Source organism: Paenibacillus sp. FSL K6-3182, assembly GCF_037976325.1.
Lineage (GTDB): Bacteria > Bacillota > Bacilli > Paenibacillales > Paenibacillaceae > Pristimantibacillus.
Window position 1 is genome coordinate 446,260 of the sequence record NZ_CP150265.1, and the last position, 22,028, is coordinate 468,287.

A 22,028-nucleotide genomic window follows, 5' to 3' on the forward strand; every position below is an offset into this window, starting at 1 on the left:
TGAGTAAATGAAAACGGCTAAATCATCAGGAATTATTGGGGATCTGGAATACAAAATACCTAAGGTTAAAATTATGTATTGGCTATTTTTTGCGATCATGTTGATCATTTCACTCGTATGCCTTCTGCCTCCTGTCTGGGTTATTTTGTCCAGCTTCAAGGATGTGAAGGAGTTTTACGAAATTCCGCCTACCATTATTCCGCGGTCGTTTCACATCGAGAAGCTTTGGGACACATGGAATGAGTTCAAGTTTATGCGTTATTATTTGAATACGTCCTATGTGACAATCGGAACGCTTGTATTTACGGTGTTGTTTAATGGATTGGCAGGTTACTTTTTCTCTAAGCTGAAGCCAAAAGGAAGCGCCTTTTTCTTTTTGCTCATTCTTTGGACAGTGCTACTGCCGAGTACAGTCGGAATTGTTCCTTTGTTCGGCAATATTGTCGATTTTCCACTGTTTCATATTAACTTTACGAATACGTATTGGCCTTTATGGTTTTTGGCGGCGGTCAATCCCGTTGTCATTCTTATTTTCAAAAACTTTTTCGATACGATTCCAGCTTCCTTGGTCGAATCAGCTCATATTGACGGTGCTTCCAAGCTAAGCATTTTTTTGCGAATTATTTTGCCTTTGAGTGGACCCGTGCTCATCACGATCTCGATTTTAACGATCAACGGCGTATGGAATGAATTTTTCTGGCCGTATATGATTCTGAAAGACCAGTCGCAGTGGACGGTCATCGTCGCTATTTTCAACTTAAAAGCTACGCTGCCTGCAGATATCCAGTTCCTTGGATTAACGTTTGCCATCGTCCCGCCGGTTCTACTATTTCTAGTCTTCCAGCGCTATATTATGCAGGGCTATTCGATTGCCGGAAGCATCAAAGGTTAAGGAAGCGCGCAGAATATTAAACTGTTTCGCAGATTTGTGCCCTACTGAATGCGATAATGAGTATGATAGCATTTAGTTGCCGGCAAATAAGAAAGCGCTTCAAAAGTTCGTAATGTCATCATTCCAAATAGAAGGCTGGGGGATTACAAATGAATTTGAAAAAAAGAAACACTTGGCAGCTTACGTTTATTATGTTGTGCGTGTTTGTTCTCGTTATCGCAGGCTGCGGCAAAAATAGCGGCAATAATGCTGTGGAGCCGACGGCAAGCAGCAATAGCGGCGAAAATAATCCAGCAACGGAAGCGCCTTCCGAAGCGAAGCCTATAACGATCAAGGTCAGCAACTGGCCGAAGCCGAATGAGGAAGCTCAGGTCAAAATTTACGCCGATTATGTTGCCAAAATGAAAGAGAAATATCCGCTTATTACAGTGGATAAGGATGAATGGGGCTATGATGTAAGCTCGTTCCTTCCGAAAGCAGCAAGCGGTGAGCTTCCTACCGTGTATGAAACCTTTTTTACTGAAGCAGACAAAATTATCAAGGCTAATTATGCCGCTGATATTACGGATATTATGACTAAAAATGAGTTCGACAAAGCGCTTAATCCAGATTTGCTTAAGCTGGTGCAAAAAGACGGCAAATATTACGGCATTCCAAAAGACGGATACGTGATGGGCCTTATGTACAACGTAAACCTGTTCAAGCAAGCAGGTCTTGTAGATGACAAAGGGGTGCCAAATTTCCCGAAAACCTATGAGGAGCTTGCGCAAACCGCTAAAACGATCAAAGAGAAAACAGGAAAGTCCGGCTTTTTCTTCCCAACCAAAAACAATCAAGGCGGCTGGATGTTCATGAATATCGCATGGGCATATGGCGCTGACTTTGAACAGCAGGTAGATGGCAAATGGAAAGCTGTATTTAATTCCCCAGAGGCTGCTGAAGCGCTTCAATACGTAAAGGATTTAAAATGGAAATATGACGTGCTTCCTGCAAACAACCTAGTCGATGTAGGTACTGATTTATTCCAAATGTTCGGAACAGAGCAAGTGGCGATGAGCTTTGGCATATCCGATTGGGGTAATGCAATCGTTCAAAATATGAAAATGCCAAAGGATAATCTGGCTATGTCTGCACTGCCGACAGGACCCAAAGGAAATGCGACGCTTCTAGGAGGCGGACTATACATGTTTGCGCCGGATGCGACACCTGAGCAATTAGATTCAGCCTTCAAATGGCTGGATGTAAAAGGCTTCTCGCCGCAAACGAGTGAAGAATCGCTGCTTGGACTTGAAACGCAATCCAAAACAGCTAACGAGCAAGGTTTAATCGTGGGCCCGCACGGACTTCGCGTATGGGTGAACGAGGATCGTATTAAAGCAGAGCAAGCTATTCTTGATAAATACACCAATGTAAATATGGATATGTTCAATGATTACATGACGAATGGTTCGGCTGGTCTTCGCCCTGAGGTGCCAGTCAATGCGCAAGAGCTTTACAAAACGCTTGATGTGGCCATCCAAGCTGTATTAACGAACAAGAATGCAGATCCGAAAGCACTGCTTGAGAAAGCAGCTGCCGATTTCCAAAAGGACTATCTCGATAAAGTGCAATAAGCATCGAAAGTTTTCGGTGAACTCTAAATCCCCAAGGGCAGTCAGCCTTGGGGATTTACAATCAATAGGGCAGCGGCGGAGCCTCTGCGAATGGCAAAGGACAACAGGTGGTTGGAAGGAGAATGGATGTCGTGAGGAAGCAGAAGGATCAAACGATAAAGGGGCTGCGTGCGAAACAAAAGCAGTTTTTCATTTTATTTTTATTGATAACGCTTACAGCGGTTTTCTTCTTGGTCGGCGCTTCGCAAAAACGATCGAGCATTGCATCCGAACCCTTAATCGTTAACGGCCATGCAGCTTCAGCAGAACAATTCGGAATGTATTTAGGGTTGAAAAAAGCACTCGTAGCTGATTATTTCAAGCAAACCTATGGAGCTGAATATATGGATCAGTTCTGGACGACTTCCTACTCCGGCGAAATGCCTTTGCAGAGGTTAATTGAGGAAGCTAAAGCGGAGCTGACGAAAACGATAGCTTTGCAGCAGCTGGCGAAGAAAAGTGGGATTGCTGTGGATGGCAGCTATGAATCGTTTCTTAGCGGGATGGAAGCTGAGAATAGCAGGCGCAGCAAGGCTGAAGCAGACGGTGAAATCGTATATGGACCCACTTCCTTCGAAATCGAAGCTTATTACAGTTATTACATGAGCAATTTGGAAAGCGCGACACTTGAAGCACTGCAAAAAAGCGGCAAGCTCTCTGTTTCGGATGACAAAGTAAAACAGGCATATGAAACGGATAAGCAGACGAAGTATTCGCTCCCGGGGCATGTAAAGCTTAAATGGGCGGTGCTGCCTTATGGAGATGGAGCCTCTTTAATTAATAAGAACGAGGCTCTCCACGTTATGGAACAGTTGAAAAAAGCAGCCGTAGACCAAGCAAGCTTCATCGATTCTGCCAAGCAGCTTGGGATAGAGGTAATGGATGCAAGCTTAACGAGTGCAACTCGTCGTACCGCGGCTCTAGAGAGTCCAATAGCGGTGCAGCAAGCAGAGCGTATCCAGGCAGATCAATTGAGCGGTATTTTCGAAGAGAACGGGGAGCTGCATCTACTGTATTGCATTTCTAAAGGCGAACCAATTCTCCAATCCTATGAGAAAGTGAAAGACGCGATCGCAAGCCAGTTGTTGTCTGAACAATTTCGCGAAGTCGCTCAGCAGGAAACAAGTCTAGCGATGGTTGAATGGGATAGCGAGCGTGCAGCACGCCTTGCACGAAGCTGGTTAGGCATAACGAAATTATAGCTTTTCACTAATAAATGAATTTCTATTATTTTTTAAGAAGGAGCCATGAAAAATGTTGAAGAAGTGGATGAATGCGATGCTGATCCTCACGCTGCTCAGCATGCTGGCATTGCCAGCGGCGAGCGTATCTGCGCATGATGCAGTATCGATTGAAGATGCGTTAACGGATAACTCCAAGATGTTTGCGAGTTCGCCAAACTGGACATTTGACAATACGAATCCGCATTTTTTTGGAGGCGATGAATCTAGGGCGGTTAGAACGTCAACGACGACGGAGTATGCTGTATATAAGCTGGATGGCATTCAGTCCTTTGCCTTGCAAGCTTATTATTTCTCCGGATCAACTGCGGTCGTTACGTTTTATGGCTCAGCGGACGGTTTGGCTTGGACAGAAATTCCTTCTCAATATTCAGATCCTGTAGGAAAAGGCTCCGGCTGGTATGGAACGGAATACAGCTCCTCGGGAGCACTGCCAAGCGGAATCGATTATTTGAAAATTGAACTGAGCGGAGATATCGATACTTGGCTCATGCAGCTTGGATCGATTACGGTTTCCAATCTGTCAACGGCACCTCAGACGATTGACGATAAGCTTGATGACATTTCCAAGCTTGCTTCGTTTACGGCTAATTGGTCAATAGACAACACGAATCCAGCTTTTTTTGGCGGGGATGCTTCTAGAATTGTGAGAACGGCCGTATCGGATGAGTCAGTCGTTTATCATCTGCATGGCATTAAGCATTTTGCGGCAAGACTTCACTCCTTCGCAGGTTCAACGGGTGTTATTACGTTTTATGGCTCGCCGGATGGCGCGGTGTGGACAGAGCTTGCTGCTGTACATGATACGCCTGAATCGACCGGGGACGGGGCTTGGTCAGGGGCTACATATACGCCGGCTGATCCGCTCCCCGCAGACATTAATTATTTGAAAGTAGAATTATCTGGCGATCTGGCGAATTGGCTCATGCAGCTGGGCTCTGTAACGCTTGCGAATGTGGTGCCTGGAAACGGCGGCGGCACAGGAGGCGATGGCGATTATTTCGTAGATGCCGAGGCTGGCAGCGACAGCAATGACGGCAAATCGCAAAGCACGGCATGGAAATCGTTTGCCAACGTCAATAACACGACTTTTGCAGCGGGTGACCGCATTTTGCTCAAAAAAGGCAGCGTATGGAACGAGCGGCTGTATCCCAAGGGTAGCGGGACAGCGGAAGCGCCGATAACAATTACGTCTTACGGCAGTGGCAGCAAACCAATCATTAACGGCGGCGGCATGGCCGGGGGCGCTGTATATCTTCGCAATTCTTCTAACGTTGTTATCCAAAATTTGGAGGTAACCAACTACGCCGCTGAACGCGGAACGACGTACCGAGAGGGCATTCTTGTTGAAAATGCAAACGCGGGTACGCTGACAAACATTCAGATTTTGGATAACTATGTGCATGACGTATCAAGCAGCTTCAGATATCCGACTGAAACAGGAGCAGAGGGCGGACCACATGCCTTTGGGGGCATTTCCGTATATGTAGGCGGCACCACCGTAACGGATAAGTTCGATCAAGTGCTCATTCAAGGAAATACGGTGGAGCGTATTGGACGAACGGGCATTGTCGTATGGGATCAGCGCTGGAATGGGCAGGATTTTGCTTCAACTGGTGTGAAAATCCGTCAAAACTATGTGAAGCAAGCCGATAGCGACGGCATTCTTACTTTCGGCGTAGATGGTGCGTTAATTGAACATAATGTGGCAGAAGGCGGCGGCAATTACTCTGAGGTTGGTGAGTTTAACGGTTCAGCTGCAATTTGGCCGACTCGAGGCAAAAACAATGTGGTGCAGTTTAATGAATCCTTTAATACGAATAAGCCAGAAGGTGACGGTCAAGGCTTCAATTTGGATATTGATACGAACAACAGCGTCGTTCAATACAACTACAGCCACGACAATAAAGGCGGCTTTATTCTCTTTGTGGATGCGCGCTTAACACCGGGCGTACTGATCGGCTCTTCAAACAATGTGGTTAGATACAACATCAGCCAAAACGATCTGACTCATACGTTTAACTTTGCGGGCGGAGTTTCGCCTAATACGCAAATTTACAACAACAGCATTTATATCGGAACGGGTCAAAATACAAAAATTATGGATCATGAGTGGAATGAAGCAGGGGATCTGCAGGCGGCTTTTTCATTCAAAAACAATCTTATCTATAATCTTGGAACAGGCGATTATCATGTGCCGGGCATGAATGGCGTTTTTGACCATAACTTGTTTTACGGCAACCATCCGATAAACGAGCCTGCTGACCCGAATAAAGTTACGGCTAACCCGATGCTCGTTTATCAAGGCGGCGGCAGCAAAGGCTGGAATACGGTTGATGGTTACAAGCTAAGAGCTGGCTCTCCTGCTTTGGGTGCGGGTACGCTCATTGCCGACAATGGCGGTCTTGATTATTGGGGGAATTCGGTATCGGGCACGGAAGCTCCGAATATTGGCGCTTATAATGGAGCAGGCCTAGATCCGGCGACGCTGCCGGAGCCGCCTGTCGATGATTTGAGACTGTATTTCCAAGGCTTGAAGGTCATACCTAGTATTACCGACGATGATAGCGGCAGCAAGTCGCTCCGTCTTCAGTTCGTAAACAGCTCTGAAAAAGACAGCTTAACGGTTGGAAAGATCGCTTGGGAGGTCGGCAAAGGTTCGGGTCTTGGCACAATCAGCGGCACGGATACGAAAGTCCCTGTCGTCGCGCCAAGCGGGCAATCGACGTATGTTATTCCTTTGCCAGGCTTGGCTGAAGGGGTTAAATATCCGCTTGATTTGAAGGTTGAAATTGCCGGATATGAGAACATTCATATGACAAGAGAGATTGATTTTAACCGCATATTGCATGAAACGGACAGCCGCCAGCCTATAACGATTGATTTGGCGAATGGCAGCAATGTGATCACAGGTTTTCAAGGCGACGATGACTTAAGCGGTACAGCCAAGCTGCGCTGGGATGAAGGTTTTTTCTACCTCTCAGCAAGCATTAAAGATGATGTGTTTAACCATGCAGCCTCAGGCAGCTCGATTTGGCAAAACGATGGTATTCAGTTCAGCGTAGCGCCTGGTGTTCCCGGCGAGAGCCAGTCCTGGTATGAATACGGCATTTCGCAGACGCCGGACGGGCCGCAAATTTATCGCTGGCTTACGATGCAAGGCAAAGCAACAGGTTCAGTAACGAACGGAACGCTTAACGTAACGCGAAATGAAGAGACGAAGATAACTTCCTATGAGCTGAAGCTTCCTTGGAGCGAGCTTTATCCGATCCAAGCCGCTGCGAATCAAGCATTAAGCTTCTCGATGCTGGTCAACGATAATGATGGTGCAGGCCGCAAAGGATATATCGAGTGGGGCTCGGGAATTGGCGGAGTGAAGGACCCGGCGCTATTCCGTACCTTCCAGCTGCTGGCTAAAGCAACGGTCACTCCACCGACACCAGGGGGAAGCACCGGCGGCAACGGCAACAATGACAGCTTGAACACGATTGACAAGGGCATTATTACAGCAAAAGGAGCTAGTATCGACAAGGGGATTGCTCAAATCAATATTTCCAACGAGGAGCTTAACAAAGCACTCGAAGGGGCGAAAGACGGACAACTGGTCATTTATGTGGTACCGTCTGGAGCAGATGCGAAGGGTGCTGCCATTCACATTTCCGCAGCAGCGCTAAAGGATGGGAACGATAAAGCGAAAACCATAATCGTCACCGCAAATGGTGCATCGCTTTCCATTCCAGTAGAAGCTCTCTTAGGTAGCCTTCCAGCTGGCTCGAAGCAGTTGGAGATCTTAATTGTCCAGCAAGGAGATGCCTCGCTTCCGCAAAGCTTACAGCAAAAATGGAAAGGCAATCCGATTTACGATTTCTTCGTTAAGGCTGATGGAGCAGCGGTTGGCAAGTTTGATTCGAAGTCGCCTATGACGGCGACAATGAAATACGAGCTGAAGCCAGAAGAGCAGGCTCATCAGGTTGTTGTATATACGATTCTAGAAGATGGCCATGTAGAAGCGGTGAAACAAGTAAAATACGATTCCGTTAGGGGGACGGTAACTTTCCAGACTAATCTTTCTAGCCGTTACGCAGCAGCCTATGCGAATGTACATTTTACAGACGTCAACGCTGTATCGCGGACGATTATTGAAGCTTTAGCAGCTCGTGAAATTGTAAAAGGTGTGGGGGAGAGCAGGTTTGAGCCTAACCGTTCCATTACCCGCGGCGAGTTTGTTCAGCTTCTCGTCAATGCCCTCGATTTGGCACCTGCTGCTGCGGGATCTAGCAGCTTTACGGATGTCCGTAAGGAAGCATGGTATTATGCTGCGGTTTCCACGGCTCAGGCGCTGGGTATTGTAAACGGAAAAGGGGACGGCTCGTTTGGCGTATCGGATGTCATTACCCGTGAGGAAATGGCTGTCATTGCTTTCCGCGCAATAGAGGCGGTTGTGAAGCTGCCAAAAGCAGCTGGTGAATCGGATATTTTTAAGGACCAGAGCCAAATAAGCGGTTACGCTTTGGAGGGAATTATTGCTTTGCAGCAGGCGGGATTCATCAAAGGGTACGAGGATGGATCATACAAACCAAAAGGCTTGTCTACCCGCGCGGAAGCAGCAGCAGTTATTTACCGTTTAATGGGGTTATAGGTTTGTTGAAAGGACTGCACTCTTGTTGAAAAACAGGAGGGCGGTCCTTTTTTCTATTTTATAATCGGCTGGTTGCTGGTAATTTGCAAGGAGCACAAGGATTTTGTAGGAAATTAAGCAAAAAAGGAAGCCTACTAAACCATTTCGCAGGGTTGTCGGATGTCATCCTACGATATAAAGCGCTATCATAAGATGAAAATGGCAGGCCAAATCAACATTAGCCAACTACTCGGAGGTCGTTTCCATGAACTATTTGTCTTATGTTAATCCGCTGCAAGGAACGGATTCTGTGTATACGTTCTCGAACGGAAATACGCTCCCGCTCGTTTCAAGACCTTGGGGTACTGCTTCATGGAGTCCGCAATCCCATGAGGACGGAGCGGGGTGGTTTTACCATCTCTCCCACCGCAGATTTCAAGGCCTGCGGCTAACGCATCAGCCTAGCCCGTGGATAATGGATTACGGGCATCTTGTTCTCATGCCGCAGAGCGGACCTATTTATTTAGATGCGGATTCCCGTGCTTCCTCCTATAGATCAGATGAAATGGTCGTGCAGCCGCATTATTTTCGAATTCGGCTACCTCGTTACGAAGCATCGCTGGAGCTGGTTCCGGGAATGAGGAGTGCGCGCCTTAAATTTACTTTCGACAGGAAAGAGGACTGCAGAGTTATCGTGTCTCCTTTTGAAGGGGAGTCCTCGATTTCAATTGATAGCGCCAATCGCCGCGTGACGGGCTTTACTCGTGCTCATCACGGGGAAGTACATGAGAATTTTGCGATGTACTTTGTTATGGACTTTGATTGCGGTTTGCAGGAAGAGCAAAGCGGTACATTTAATGGGGATTTTACTGCGCGCGAGCAGCTGGCAGGAGCGGGAGAACGAGTAGGCGCATTCGCTGGACTTGCTGTCCCTGCGTCTGGAATCGTCAATGTTCGCTTGGGCACTTCCTTCATCAGCCATGAGCAGGCGCTTTGGAATATGCAGCAGGAGCTGGGCGATTTAAGCTTTGCGCAATTGCAGGAACAAGCTGCACAGGATTGGGAACAACGACTGAGCACAATAAAGGTGGAAAGTGAAAATAAGGATGAGATGAGCACCTTCTATACATGCTTATATCGCACCTGTCTATTTCCTCGTACATGGCATGAATACAGCCCTGCTGGGGAACAAGTGCATTTTAGTGCTTATGATGGTAACGTTCATAAAGGCCCTATGTATATGGATATTGGTTTTTGGGATATCTATCGTACGAGCCTTCCGCTGTACAGCCTTTTATTCCCCTCCTTGCTTGGTGAAATGACAGAAGCATGGGTTCATATTTATAAGGAAAGCGGCTGGATGCCCAAGTGGATTTCGCCTGCGGAACGAAGTGCCATGCCGGGTACATTAATCGATGCTGCAATAGCGGATGCTTATGTGAAGGGCATTCAAGGGTTTGATGTGCAAGCGGCTTACGAGGGACTGCGCAAGCATGCCACACTCGCATCAAGTGATGGAAAGCATGGACGAAAAGGTCTGGCAGCTTATATGGAATATGGCTATCTGCCGGATAATCTTTTCCACGAAAGCGTGAGCAACGCCTTGGATTATTATTACGGTGACTTCTGCATTGCTCAGATGGCGAAAGGCCTCGGCAAAGAGGAGGATTATCGTTTCTTTATGGAGAGAGCGGCGAACTATAACAAGCTGTTTGATGCTGACGAGGGTTTCATGAAAGGCCGCAATGAGCAAGGGCAGTGGCAGGAGCACTTCGATCCTTTGCAATGGGGCAACCCGTTTTGCGAAGGCGGGGCTTGGCAGTGCAGCTGGTCCGTACCGCATGATATAGCTGGGTTAGCAAGGCTGATGGGCGGAAATGATGCTTTTGCGAAAAAGCTCGATGAACTGATGACGATGCCTCCTCTGTTCAAAACGGGCACGTACGGCACGGAAATTCATGAAATGTCGGAAATGGCTGCGATAGATTTCGGCCAGTTTGCCATTAGCAATCAGCCTAGCTTCCATATTCCCTATATTTATACCGTAATCGGCAAGCCGTCTCGAACGCAATATTGGGTGAGAAAAGCGATGAAGGAGCTATTCAGCAGCAGGCCTGATGGACTGCCTGGCGATGAGGATAATGGGAGCTTGAGCTCGTGGTATATATGGGGTGCGCTTGGGATGTATCCATTCTGTCCCGGAACTCCGGAATATGTCATGGGCAGCCCCTTGTTCCGTAAAGTGACCATTCAATTGGAGAACGGCAAGGAGCTTGTCATTGAAGCGGTGAACAACGGCGCTGAAAATGTATATTGGGATAAACTGAGTGTAAACGGCGAACCGTGGCATAAATTGTCGATCAATCATGATCAGCTGGCGGCTGGAGCGGAGCTTCAATTTCATATGGTGGACGCGCCTTCTGGGTCGGTAACACTAAGTAATTCTTTGCCATACTCAATGAAAAATGAGGCTGCTTATGAGCTCAAATAATTTGATTTTTGCTCCTGGTCGTTATGTACCTATTAGCCCGTTTACTAGTCTTGACGGTACCTCGTCGTTCGCAGATATAAAGGTGAACCCGAAGCTTTTAGCAGCTCTTACGGAAAGCGAAGCAACGATTAAAGCGGCTCGTTATACGAATAAAAAGGTTGATTATTTGGAAGTAGAGCAGGTGGATATGGATTGCGGGGTAGTTCGCATACCATCAGTGACAGCGGGTAGTTATACCATTGTCACAGAAAAGCTGTATAATGATTTTCCGATTGTGACGAATTGGAATGCCGTATTAAATGGCGGCAGAGGCGCTCCACAGGCAGGCGGTACCGATGGAATCGGCGTTCTTCGACTGCATGAGGAAACGGGCGAACGTGAAGTCGAACTTCCGCTGCAGGACAATGATATCGCTAGTCCTTATTATTACCGGACGGATGCTTATGCTTTGTTCGCAGGGGAAAGGGACGGCGAGCATCAAAGGACGCCAGCCTTTGAACGCTATATTGGCGAGACGTATAGCGTGGTTCGTGTGACGGATGAAGTAGCTTTGAAGCTATCGGATGAAGTGATGAACCTTACGGGTTATCCTGTCATTTTCCGCAATCCGGGTACAGCGCTTAACAAATTAGAGGGAGTGCCTGCCTTTCAGCTTGTGCATGGACGTATTGCAGGTCAAGGCGAGCATCGCAGTATGGTTAGCTACATCCTTCCTCCGGAGTGGTCTAGTACACCTGAAGTACGGTATCCTGCTTTATTCAGCGGGTTTTATGATCAGAATGAAAATGTGTTTGCAAACGTTGGGCCAGCTCTTCTAAACGTGCTTGGCCAGACGTTATTGGACACAGGGAAAGGTGCAGTCGGAATCATATGGAACGGCGGAGGTTCGTTCGGTACAAGAACGATGCATGGCTCCGTGTATGAGAACTTGGACGATCTGTTCCTGACCGCTATCGAGCAGTTCGCCGTGGATGGGAATGCTGTTGTGACGGTTGGCGGCTCACGCGGAGGCATAACAAGCTTAATTGTGGCGGGTAATCCGAATAGCAGTGTGTACTCCGTTCGTTATGCCATCTGCTATAATGTGCCGCTCGCTTTTGGAGAACCTTTTAAGGAAATGCTTAATCCTACCTGTCCGGTATGCTGGCGCGCGGTTTGTGAGGATACGGGTTATAAATACGCGTGGCAGCCTGGATGGCAGGATGCGGACGGCCGCAGCGCAGTTGATCTATTCTTCACAACGCTGCTTGGTACTGATGATATGGAGCTTATTGCGAGTGAGCGAAGCCCTGCGTCGAATCAAATCATACATGCCTTGAAGTCCAAAGGGACTAAGGTTTGGCTGACACACGGAACGCATGACGCGTATACCTCAAGCTGGCTGTCCTTTGAGTGGGCTGATCGCGCCCGCAAGCATGGCGTGGACGTTAGGCATGAAATCGGCTACCGCTACGGACATAACAATTGTACAGATCCATTCCAAAGCGCAAAAACCTGCTTAACAGCTCTTCTAAATCAAGTGGATTTGCCGATAGATGGGACATGGCATTATCGCAGGGCTAGCGAAGTGCAGGAAGAGTGGGAGCGATCGGAGCTATTCGAGCCGACACATCAGCCTGTATTTGTGGAAGCGCCCAAAATTGCTGTTGTGGGACTGCCTATTCTACTTATCGTCTATGGCGAGCCGGGCATGGAATACGAATTGATTTTGCATCCTTCGAGCGAGGTGGAACGGGCGGAGCCTGTTGTTCTCATGGCAGGTACGATGAGCCAATTGGAAGGCTATCGCATGACATTTTCCTTTGAGAAAACCGTTCAAATCGTGTCAGAGCAGATGAAGCCGGGGTTGTATGAATACCGTTTGCTTTTTAGAAGAAATGGCTCGGAGCAGTGGGAGAACACGGCTGTACATTGCCCGCATCCCGGCTTTGAAGGACAGTCGACGCTTACGGTAACAAAGGACATTCCAAACTTCGCAAGCAATGAGTGGCTTGAACAGACGACAAAACATGCAATCGGGTGGGGACTGAGCGATGCTTAATGATAAGGGGATGCTCCTTAAGTAGACTTTTCTACTTGAGGAGCATCCCTTTTTTATAGGCTTGAATAACGCCTAAAAGTAGGCATACGGGACATAAACACAAAGAGAAGCAGCTTCATATGATGAAGAGTATAGCCCGAGTAAAGGATGCGCGTAGGAGGAAATAGGAGTCGTGGGAGGGATTGCAAATGGCGTTGTATCACAATATCCACGCACTAATTGGCAATACGCCGCTAGTTGAGCTTACAGGTTTTGCGCTGCCGGAAGGTGTAACGCTTTATGCGAAGCTTGAGTATAAAAATCCGGGAGGAAGCGTCAAGGATCGGCTTGGCGTCGAGCTGTTGAATGCCGCATTCGCAAACGGACAGCTGAAGCCCGGAGGAACCGTTATCGAAGCGACAGCAGGCAATACGGGAATAGGTCTGGCATTGGCGGCGATCGGACGGGGAGTATCGACGATCTTTGTTGTCCCCCACAAATTCAGCATAGAGAAGCAGCAATTGATGAGGGCGCTTGGCGCACAAGTTGTAAATACGCCAACAGAGCTTGGCATAGCAGGTGCGGTGCAGAAGGCGGAAGAGCTGATGAAGGAAATACCCGGTTTCTATTCGCCAAGGCAATTTTCTAATGCAGCAAATCCGTTAACCTATTACAAAACGTTAGGCCCCGAGCTATGGCATGATTTGAATGGTGCGGTTGATGTTTTTGTTGCCGGAGCGGGAACAGGGGGCACCTTCATGGGAACAGCGCAGTATTTGAAGGAGCAGAGCCCAAAGGTGAAGACGGTTATTGTTGAGCCGGAAGGCTCCATACTTGGCGGCGGAGCACTAGGGCCGCACAGGATAGAGGGAATTGGTGTGGAGAAGCTGGCTCCATTTATGGATAGCAGCTATTTCGATGCCATTCATACGATAAAGGATGAGGATGCTTTTACAAGGGTGAAGGAGCTGGCGCAGCTCGAAGGAATGCTTGTCGGCAGCTCATCGGGCGCCGCTCTGCATGCTGCGCTGCTTGAAGCGGAAGCAGCTGCGCCCGGCAGCCGAATCGTTACTATTTTTCCAGATGGCAGTGAGCGGTACTTAAGCAAACAAATTTACAACGGAGGTGCTTAAGCTGAGGCGAAAAACAAAGCTCATTCATGGAGGAAGCCCTTTTGACCCTTTTACAGGTGCGGTCAGCGTTCCCATTTACCAAGTGAGCACCTATAAACAGGACGACATCGGCGTTCATAAAGGCTATGAATACTCACGTACGGGCAATCCAACGCGTCATGCACTGGAGCAGTATATTGCTGATTTAGAGGAAGGTGCAAGAGGTTTTGCTTTTAGCTCAGGCATGGCAGCAATTAACGCTGTGTTTTCGCTACTGAGCGCTGGCGATCATATTATTTTGACGGATGATGTGTACGGGGGAACGTATCGCATTGTGACGAAGGTGCTGAGCCGACTGGGGATTGAAGCGACCTTTGCGGATACGACGAGCCTAGAAGATATGGAGAAGGCGCTTCAGCTGAATACAAAAGCATTGTTTGTGGAAACACCGACGAATCCGCTGCTTAAAGTAACGGACATTGCAGGTGTAGCCGCTTGGGCCAAAGCAAGGCAGCTGCTTTTCATTGTGGACAATACGTTTAGCACGCCATATTGGCAAACCCCGATAACACTAGGCGCTGATATCGTGCTTCATTCTGCTACCAAATATATTGGCGGGCATAGCGACGTTGTCGCTGGTCTTGCTGTTGTGAGCAACGATAAGCTGGGGGAAGAGCTGCATTTTGTGCAAAATGCGACGGGAGGCGTGCTTGGTCCTCAGGATTCGTGGCTGCTCATCCGCGGGTTGAAGACACTTGGCCTGCGCATGGAAGCTCATGAAGAGAATGCTGAGGCAATTGTCGCTTATTTATCGCGTTTGGAAACCATTCAAAACATCTATTACCCGGGGCTGCCGAGCCATCCGCAGCATGAGCTTGCGAAGAGGCAGGCACGCGGCTTTGGCGGCATTATATCATTTGACGTAGGCAGCGCGGAGAAAGCGTCTGCGATGATCAAAAAGTTGAAATATTTTACGCTTGCCGAGAGCTTAGGTGCTGTAGAGAGTCTTATTTCCGTTCCCGCGAGAATGACGCATGCATCTATACCAAGCGAGCGGCGGAAGCAGCTTGGCATTACGGATGGTTTAGTGCGAATATCAGTTGGGATTGAAGATAGCGAGGATTTGCTTGAAGATCTGGAGCAGAGTCTTAAGTCATAAAAAAATTAGCCATATGCAACTTATATTCATCTTTGTTCGTTAGTTTGGGTACGCACCAAAAGACTAACAACAAAGGATGGTAGACAAATGGCCTTTAAACAATTGTTAAATAAAAACCTCATGATAGCATCTCTTTCGTCCGCTTTATTTCTTAGTGCAGCAGCTAGCGGAGCAACCGCTTATGGCGCTTCAGCCGTTTCACCTGCTCCTCTTCAATTTCAAATAGGAAGCACCAAATCGATTGATTACCGCGGAGAGCATAAGCTTGCGGTGGCGCCTTATTTACAGAACGGCATTGCGATGGTCCCTGTCAGAGCGCTGGCTGAGGGATTGCAAGCAAACATTCAATTGGATGCGGCAGCGAAACAAATTATTTTAACCCGTGCTGGACTTGCAGTGACTCTCACTCAGAATAGTGATGCGGTAGTTGGGAGCTTCATTAAGAACGTGAAGCTGCCTGCCAAAGTTGTTGTTATTAAAGGCACGACCTTCATACCAGCAAAAATGGTAGCACAGCTGTTAGGAGCAAAAACGAGCTGGGACGCGAAGCAGAAAAAAGTTACCGTGCAAACGAGTGAGGCTGCGCTATCGCTTCATTATAACTTTGACCAAGGCGAGGAAGGCTGGAAGGGAGCTTTTGCCGATCTGCCCGTAGACTACAATCCGGATATTTATGAGCTGCAATATGCTAGAGAACTACTTCCTCTTGCGAATAACAAGACCAATTACGCACTGAAGCTTAAAGGGATGAATCGCAGCGATGATTTGTTCATGTTCGCGACGAAGAAGATCGATGGGCTGAAGCCAAATACGGTATATCAAGCATCATTATCCTTTAAGCTGTATACGGATCAATCGGGCGGTATGATGGGGGTTGGCGGAGCTCCTGGAGAGGCTGTCAGCATTAAAGCAGGCTTTGTAAGCAAGGAGCCTCAAGCTGTCAAGGTTGATAGCGGTGGCGATCATTACTATCGAATGAATTTGGATAAAGGCAATCAGAAGACCGAAGGTAAAGATATGAAGATCGTTGGAAACATGGTGCAGCCGGATGATTCGCTGAAAGGCTTTCAGCCAGTCGCCATGGATTATACGGCAACATTGCAAACCAACGAGAAGGGTGAGCTTTATGTCATTGTGGGCAGCGACTCCGGCTATGAGGGTCTGACAACTTTGTACCTCGACGACATGAAAATTGAGCTTTCGCCAAAGGGCTAATCATAACATTGCATAACATTGAAAAAAAGCGATTTCTTAATGGTTTTTAACTATTAAGCATCGCTTTTTTTTATTTTAGGATTGATTTGGTGCAAATTTCGAACGAAGGAATGTCGTTTTTTGGGGTCTCGACGCTGATTTTGGAGATTATTGTAGATAATAAGTGATTTTTAATGAATTTGGGAAGGAATATGCCAGGTTAAACTAGAATATTGGATAATGTCCAACAAAATGGAAGCTAGCTGTCCTGGAAAGGTTAATTGGTATACCATATGATAAATAACGATTTAATCATAGAATCACATCGAAAATGCGAGCGGTATGGACTTAATCGTGATGAACTGCCTATATTTACCCAGCGGTTTACGGATGCGGAGCTTAAAGCTCAGCAGGGCCATTATAAAGAAACGATTGAAGTTATCAGCGTGTTTGTTGAAAAATTTTTATCGACCGTTGCAGATGACCCTTTTTTCCTTGCCATATCAGACAATGAGGGGTATATCCTTGAGTTCAGAGGCAATGCTTCTATTATTAATCAGGTGCGCCAGCTAGGTATTGTTGAAGGCGTGCGATACTGTGAAGAGATCGGTACGAGCTCGGTTGATCTATGTTTGCGTGAACAGCTGCCTATTCAGCTCGTAGGCGAAGATCATTATCAGAAAGTACTGCATCAGTTAGCTTGTTATACAGCTCCTTTTTTTATGGAGGACAGCGGTCAGCTGCTTGGTTCGATTTCGATCATGACGGAAATTCAGTTTGCCCATCCTCATTTGCTTGCACTTTTATGCACAATCGTTGATTCTATCGAGCGAGAGCTGCTGCTCCGTAAACACAATACACAGCTTCAAATCTTAAATCAGGTTCTTCTGGAAACGGATTATTATGGTGTCATTATTGCCGATGCGCAGGGTGCAATTGTAGAAATAAACAAATACTGCGCTGCGATATTGAACAATTCGGATCATGAAACAAATGGCTGCTTAGGCACAAGTGTATTTGAAGTCGGCATCATTGGTACTTATTTTGAACGAGTTATGAAACGCAGTGAGTCCTGTGTAGGAATCGAGCTATCTATTCTGGTTGAAGAGAAGCTGCGCTACTACATGCTGGATGTGGTTCCTATCTACGACAGCGAGCGCCAGCTTACGCGGGTTGTCGGCAGCTTGCGGGATATTACGGAAATGAAGATCGCGGAAGAACTGCTTCGCAATAGTGAGAAGCTTGTGTTTGCAGGCCAGCTGGCTGTCAGCATCGCACATGAGATTCGCAATCCTATGACTACAGTAAAAGGCATGCTTCAATTGTCCAGCAAAACGACGAACCCCCATCATTACAACTTGATGATGTCAGAGCTGGAGCGGATGAATGCGATTGTGGGCGAATATTTAATATTGGGAAGGCCGCAAGCGATTCAGTATAAAGAAGAAGATTGTGATGTTATTTTGCAAGAGGTCATATCGGTGTTCGAGCTTCAATTTGAGATGAACGGCATTCAAATACGGAGCGCAAAAGTAGGCGAGACAAAAATTCTATGCGACCGTGACCAAGTCAAACAGGTATTTTTAAATATTTTAAAAAATTGTATGGAAGCTCTGCCCTTCGGCGGAGAAGTTAACATTAAGCTCGATGTGGTGGACAATTATCAACGCATTCAATTTATCGATAACGGCGTAGGTATGACTGATGAAGTGATGCGGCGTATTGGACAACCGTTCCATACGACAAGACGGGACGGGAACGGCTTAGGCATGATGATTGTAGATAAAATAGTATCGTCGCATGGGGGACGATTATCGTTGTCCAGCGAGCTTGGTGTAGGTACTATTGTTGAGGTATGGCTCCCTACTGTATAAAGATGACGAATCATAGATGGAAGCGCGTTTCGGATGCCGAGACGCGCTTTTTTGCTGTGCTGTACTTACTTGATAGCTGCTATTTGCGCGTCGACTTTAGCTATAATGCTCATCGTCTGCTGCTCATAGTTGTATGTTTTTTGTTTCTGCTCGTTAATTTGCTTTGTGTAAGCGAGCATGCGAGTAAAAGAGCTTGACGTTGCTGTTGAATCGCCTTTTTTCAACACTTGATTCAAAATGGATGTCTCCGTCGTGAACTGTTTCTTTATACTGCTGATGGTGCTCTTGGATGCTTTAATTTTCACCTTAAGCGGGTCGATGCCGCTCAGCAGCTCTCGCAAATCTTTAATCGTTTTGGCGGTGCTCGCTTTGGCTGTTCTAAGCGCCGTTTCTTTGCTGCGTATATCCAGCTTGGCGAGCTGAACGGCAGCTTTAGTCGTTTCGACCTGCGGCTTCAGCGCATTCGTAAGCCATTTATCTTTGAACGATTTGGCGAGGCTCAGCTGTTGATTCAAGGAATCATAAAGATTGAATAGGGCTTCGTACTTTTTTTTGGTTTGCACGACAGCTGCCTCTAGCTGAACCAGCTTCTCCGCACCAACTTCCTTAATCCGCTTGCGAGTAGCGAGAACGGTCTCCGCGTTTTGGTAATGGAGCTTGTCTATCCGCACATCCCAATCAAGGGTCAGCTTCTGAATTTCTTGCAATTCCGTGTATTGAGACGTTAACTTGGCAGAGGTACCTTTATCCGCAGTTCCTTTCATTTTGTCAAAAGCTGTTTTGGCAGTAACGCTGAATTCAAACGGTGCGGCAGCAATAGTAGCTGGACTGAGAAACGCAAGCAAGAGCGCAAACAAAACTACGGTTAATTTGGAAGCAGATGGCATGATCGATAAAACCTCCTTTGGTTTTGGGCAAACAACGCAAAAAAAGCACCTGCAAGATAGGCGGTATACGCCTGCTCTTACGGGTGCTTCCATCGTAAGCCGTGCTTATTTTATTGATTTTTATAAATATACAGGATCATTCAAGCCTCAGTCAAATTGGCTAAGCAGCAGGCAAACTACAAAGCTTGTCGCTTTGCATATTCATCAGGCGTTTTCCCAATAATGGATTTAAAGTCCTTAATAAAATGTGATTGATCATAATAGCCAAGCTCGGCTGAGAGCTTAAGTGAATCATAATGAGTGCTCTTATCGATCGCTTCTGCCGCATTTTGCAGCCGGTACAGCTTAATCACCCACTTTGGCGTTATTCCGACATATTGACTGAAGAGGCGCTGCAGCTTCCTTTTGTTAATATCGAAGGTTTCGCATAGCTGCTCTACCTTGGTCATCTCTTGATCCTCGTGTATTCGTGAAATGATTTGATTGACGAGTGTAATCGACTCATCCGGCTGCGGGAGTTGACCTAGAAGTAAGGCCTCGGTAAGTGCGATCATGCCGGCAGGATCTGCTGCCAACCTTAGCTGCTGCTCGTACACGCTAGCTTCCGTCCCAAAAACAGCTTGAATCGACAACGCTTGATCCGTAAGCTCTGCTAAAGGCGAGTTTAGAAAAGGATAAAAACCGCCAGGCTGAAACTTAATGCCGAATACTCGTCCTTTGCCTTCAATTTTTTTCGTATACATTTGACTGGCAACGCCATAAATGCCGCTTTGGTGGTCTTCGATAACGAGATTGACGCAGGGATTCGGGACGACATCCTGAAAATAAGGAGCATGGCCTTCTAAATCCCAGTTTATTATCCAGTAATGCTTAATGAATGGAAGGAGAGGTTCGGAAGGAGCGTAACGGGAAAGCTGAAATTTTTTCTCGCTCTCACTCCGCTGTAAAATACCCAAACTGCGTTTTTGGTCGATAGTGTTCATTACTATATCACTCCTATTGATCAATTTGTCGCGTTTTTACAATACGATCCTAGCAGATAGTTTTATACTACGAGTAGAAAACGTCAACCATTTTAAATAGAAAAAGGAGTGCAACACATGGACTTTAAATATGAGTTTTATATTGGTGCAGTGCCCGAGAAGGTATGGGATGCATTCGTATCGCCTGAGGGAACGCGTCAAACGTTTTTTGGCTGTATTATTGAATCAACTTTCGAAGTAGGCTCATCGCTTAAATATGTTGGGCCAGGTACGGAAGGTGATGAAACCGTTCATATCTATGGTACTATTTTAGCATATGAGCCAAGCAAAATACTTAGCTTTTTGGAGCATCCAGGTCCTTCTTATCGATCAAATCATGCAGAGCTGGAGTCAAGGATCACTTTTACGCTAGAAGAGGTTGGAGCTACGACGAAGCTAACTTTGGTTAATGACCAATTTACTGAAGACCATCCTTCGATTCCAACGACGGATAGTCAGTGGTGGATGATTCTAAGCAATTTGAAAACCTTTGTTGAGACGGGCAAGGGACTGGATTATGGTTGGTAACGATATTAAAAATTTAGTAGCATCAGCACCCGCTGGTGCTATTTTTTTGTTGAATTCGTTAAACGCTTGTCGAAACTCTTAACAACAATAAGGTCAACGGACATGAGATGCGTTATTTTGCGGAATTCCCCTCTAATTGCTTAGCTTACGGACATACAGGCCCTTATTTGGGTTAAAAAGCGCATTTAACACCCCAATCTGCCCGTTTAGCGTATCGTATGTCCGTTACCCCACCACTTTTACCTATATTTCATGAAATAGCGAAACCTATGTCCGTTAGATGATAAGTGCCATGCTGCATGCTGCGCGCTGTGAGGCAAGGCTTTTAATGGCGGGTAGAGCTTGCAAAATAAGGCGAAAGATTTCTTTTCATGGCTTAATTCTTTATACTGTATAAAAAGGACAGGCGTCATACGTCTGCGACTACGGATAGGAGAGAACAGAGAATGGGGTATAAAATCGTTTTTTTTGATATCGATGGCACGCTGATTAATGAGCATAAGGAAATTCCGGCAGATACGATCAAGGCTATTGCGGAGCTGAAGGAAAGTGGAGTGGAGCCGGTTATTGCAACAGGCAGAGCGCCTTACTTTATAAAGCCGCTTGCTGAGCAGCTCGGCATCGAGTCATTCGTATGTCTAAACGGCGGATACGTTGTGTACAAAGGAACTCCGCTATATAGACGAGAGATCGAAAAAGGCCGTTTGGAGCGACTTGTAAAGGTTGCAGCTGAGCATAATCATGGACTCGTATTTGAAGGGGAGCATAACTTTTTTGCGGACAAAGAGGATCATCCCTTTATTATAGATTCGGTAAATTCATTAAAGGTAGATCTGCCAGGCTATAATCCGGAATTTTGGAAAACGGACGATATCTTCCAAGTGTTTTTACACTGTGAGAGCCACGACGAGCATCTGTATGATGGATTGCATGACGAGCTGAAGCTTATTCGCTGGCACCCTCAAGCGATTGATGTTCTTCCCGCAGGCGGCTCCAAGGCTCAAGGGATTGAGGCATTGCTCGAGAAACTCGGCTATACGACTGCCGATGCGGTCGCTTTTGGCGATGGCTTGAATGATGTTGAAATGCTGGAAACAGTAGGCCTAGGCATCGCAATGGGCAACTCGCATCCAGACCTGCTGCCATTCGCAGATTATGTGACAACGCATGTGGATGATCAGGGGATTCGCAACGGATTAATCAAGGCTGGTTTGTTAAAGGGATAAGACTGGATTTGTGTGATTATATGCAAAAATAGCAGTAAACAAAAAAAGCTGGCGCGTACTTATAGCGTTAGCTTTTTCTTATTAGTAGCCGCTTGAATCTACATCCTCAGAT

At 46.8% G+C, this 22,028-nt stretch carries 14 protein-coding genes; 12 read left to right on the top strand and 2 right to left on the bottom strand.

Going from position 1 to position 22,028, the window contains the following annotated elements; translation table 11 throughout:
• The first annotated feature begins 7 nt into the window (after positions 1-7).
• The 10 genes from MHH56_RS02060 (at position 8) to MHH56_RS02105 (ending at position 18,253) form a co-directional block, all read left to right on the top strand.
• Positions 8-892, top strand: a complete 885-nt coding sequence (locus MHH56_RS02060) for a carbohydrate ABC transporter permease (protein ID WP_339206266.1) — start codon at positions 8-10, stop codon at positions 890-892.
• A gap of 149 nt (positions 893-1,041) precedes the next feature.
• A complete protein-coding gene (locus tag MHH56_RS02065; RefSeq protein ID WP_339206267.1) occupies positions 1,042-2,505 on the top strand; it encodes a hypothetical protein in 1,464 nt (487 codons plus the stop codon).
• Positions 2,506-2,636: 131 nt separating this feature from the next.
• Positions 2,637-3,746 (top strand): hypothetical protein, encoded by a 1,110-nt coding sequence (locus MHH56_RS02070; protein WP_339206269.1) that lies wholly within the window; start codon positions 2,637-2,639, stop codon positions 3,744-3,746.
• Between the two features lie 52 nt (positions 3,747-3,798).
• A complete protein-coding gene (locus MHH56_RS02075) occupies positions 3,799-8,424 on the top strand; it encodes an S-layer homology domain-containing protein (RefSeq protein ID WP_339206271.1) in 4,626 nt (1,541 codons plus the stop codon).
• Positions 8,425-8,668: 244 nt separating this feature from the next.
• Entirely contained in the window at positions 8,669-10,894 is a 2,226-nt protein-coding gene (locus MHH56_RS02080) for a GH92 family glycosyl hydrolase (protein WP_339206272.1), read from the top strand.
• On the top strand, positions 10,881-12,935 hold the full coding sequence (locus tag MHH56_RS02085; protein WP_339206273.1) for a hypothetical protein: 2,055 nt from the start codon (positions 10,881-10,883) through the stop codon (positions 12,933-12,935). The genes MHH56_RS02080 and MHH56_RS02085 overlap by 14 nt, the downstream gene beginning before the upstream one ends.
• 188 nt (positions 12,936-13,123) lie before the next feature.
• Positions 13,124-14,047, top strand: coding sequence for a cysteine synthase family protein (locus tag MHH56_RS02090; RefSeq protein WP_339206275.1), 924 nt, complete (start codon positions 13,124-13,126; stop codon positions 14,045-14,047).
• 1 nt (position 14,048) lies between these two features.
• Positions 14,049-15,185, top strand: coding sequence for a bifunctional cystathionine gamma-lyase/homocysteine desulfhydrase (locus MHH56_RS02095; protein ID WP_339209464.1), 1,137 nt, complete (start codon positions 14,049-14,051; stop codon positions 15,183-15,185).
• A gap of 87 nt (positions 15,186-15,272) precedes the next feature.
• Complete coding sequence (locus tag MHH56_RS02100) at positions 15,273-16,400, top strand: copper amine oxidase N-terminal domain-containing protein (protein WP_339206277.1); 1,128 nt, start codon at positions 15,273-15,275, stop codon at positions 16,398-16,400.
• A 272-nt stretch (positions 16,401-16,672) separates the two neighbouring features.
• Positions 16,673-18,253: an ATP-binding protein gene (locus MHH56_RS02105; protein WP_339206279.1), complete on the top strand. Its 1,581-nt coding sequence runs from the start codon at positions 16,673-16,675 to the stop codon at positions 18,251-18,253.
• Between the two features lie 65 nt (positions 18,254-18,318).
• On the opposite strand, the gene MHH56_RS02110 is transcribed toward MHH56_RS02105, so the two are convergent.
• Together MHH56_RS02110 and MHH56_RS02115 are read right to left on the bottom strand one after the other, a co-directional pair.
• On the bottom strand, positions 18,319-19,140 hold the full coding sequence (locus MHH56_RS02110; protein WP_339206281.1) for a hypothetical protein: 822 nt from the start codon (positions 19,138-19,140) through the stop codon (positions 18,319-18,321).
• 176 nt (positions 19,141-19,316) lie between these two features.
• On the bottom strand, positions 19,317-20,123 hold the full coding sequence (locus MHH56_RS02115; protein ID WP_339206283.1) for a helix-turn-helix domain-containing protein: 807 nt from the start codon (positions 20,121-20,123) through the stop codon (positions 19,317-19,319).
• Between the two features lie 117 nt (positions 20,124-20,240).
• Between MHH56_RS02115 and MHH56_RS02120 the strand changes: the two genes are divergently transcribed.
• Both MHH56_RS02120 and MHH56_RS02125 read left to right on the top strand, forming a co-directional pair.
• Positions 20,241-20,690, top strand: coding sequence for an SRPBCC family protein (locus MHH56_RS02120; protein WP_339206285.1), 450 nt, complete (start codon positions 20,241-20,243; stop codon positions 20,688-20,690).
• A gap of 446 nt (positions 20,691-21,136) precedes the next feature.
• Positions 21,137-21,916 carry a Cof-type HAD-IIB family hydrolase gene (locus MHH56_RS02125; RefSeq protein ID WP_339206288.1) on the top strand — a complete coding sequence of 260 codons (780 nt, stop codon included), beginning with the start codon at positions 21,137-21,139 and terminating at the stop codon, positions 21,914-21,916.
• The last annotated feature ends 112 nt before the right edge of the window (positions 21,917-22,028 follow it).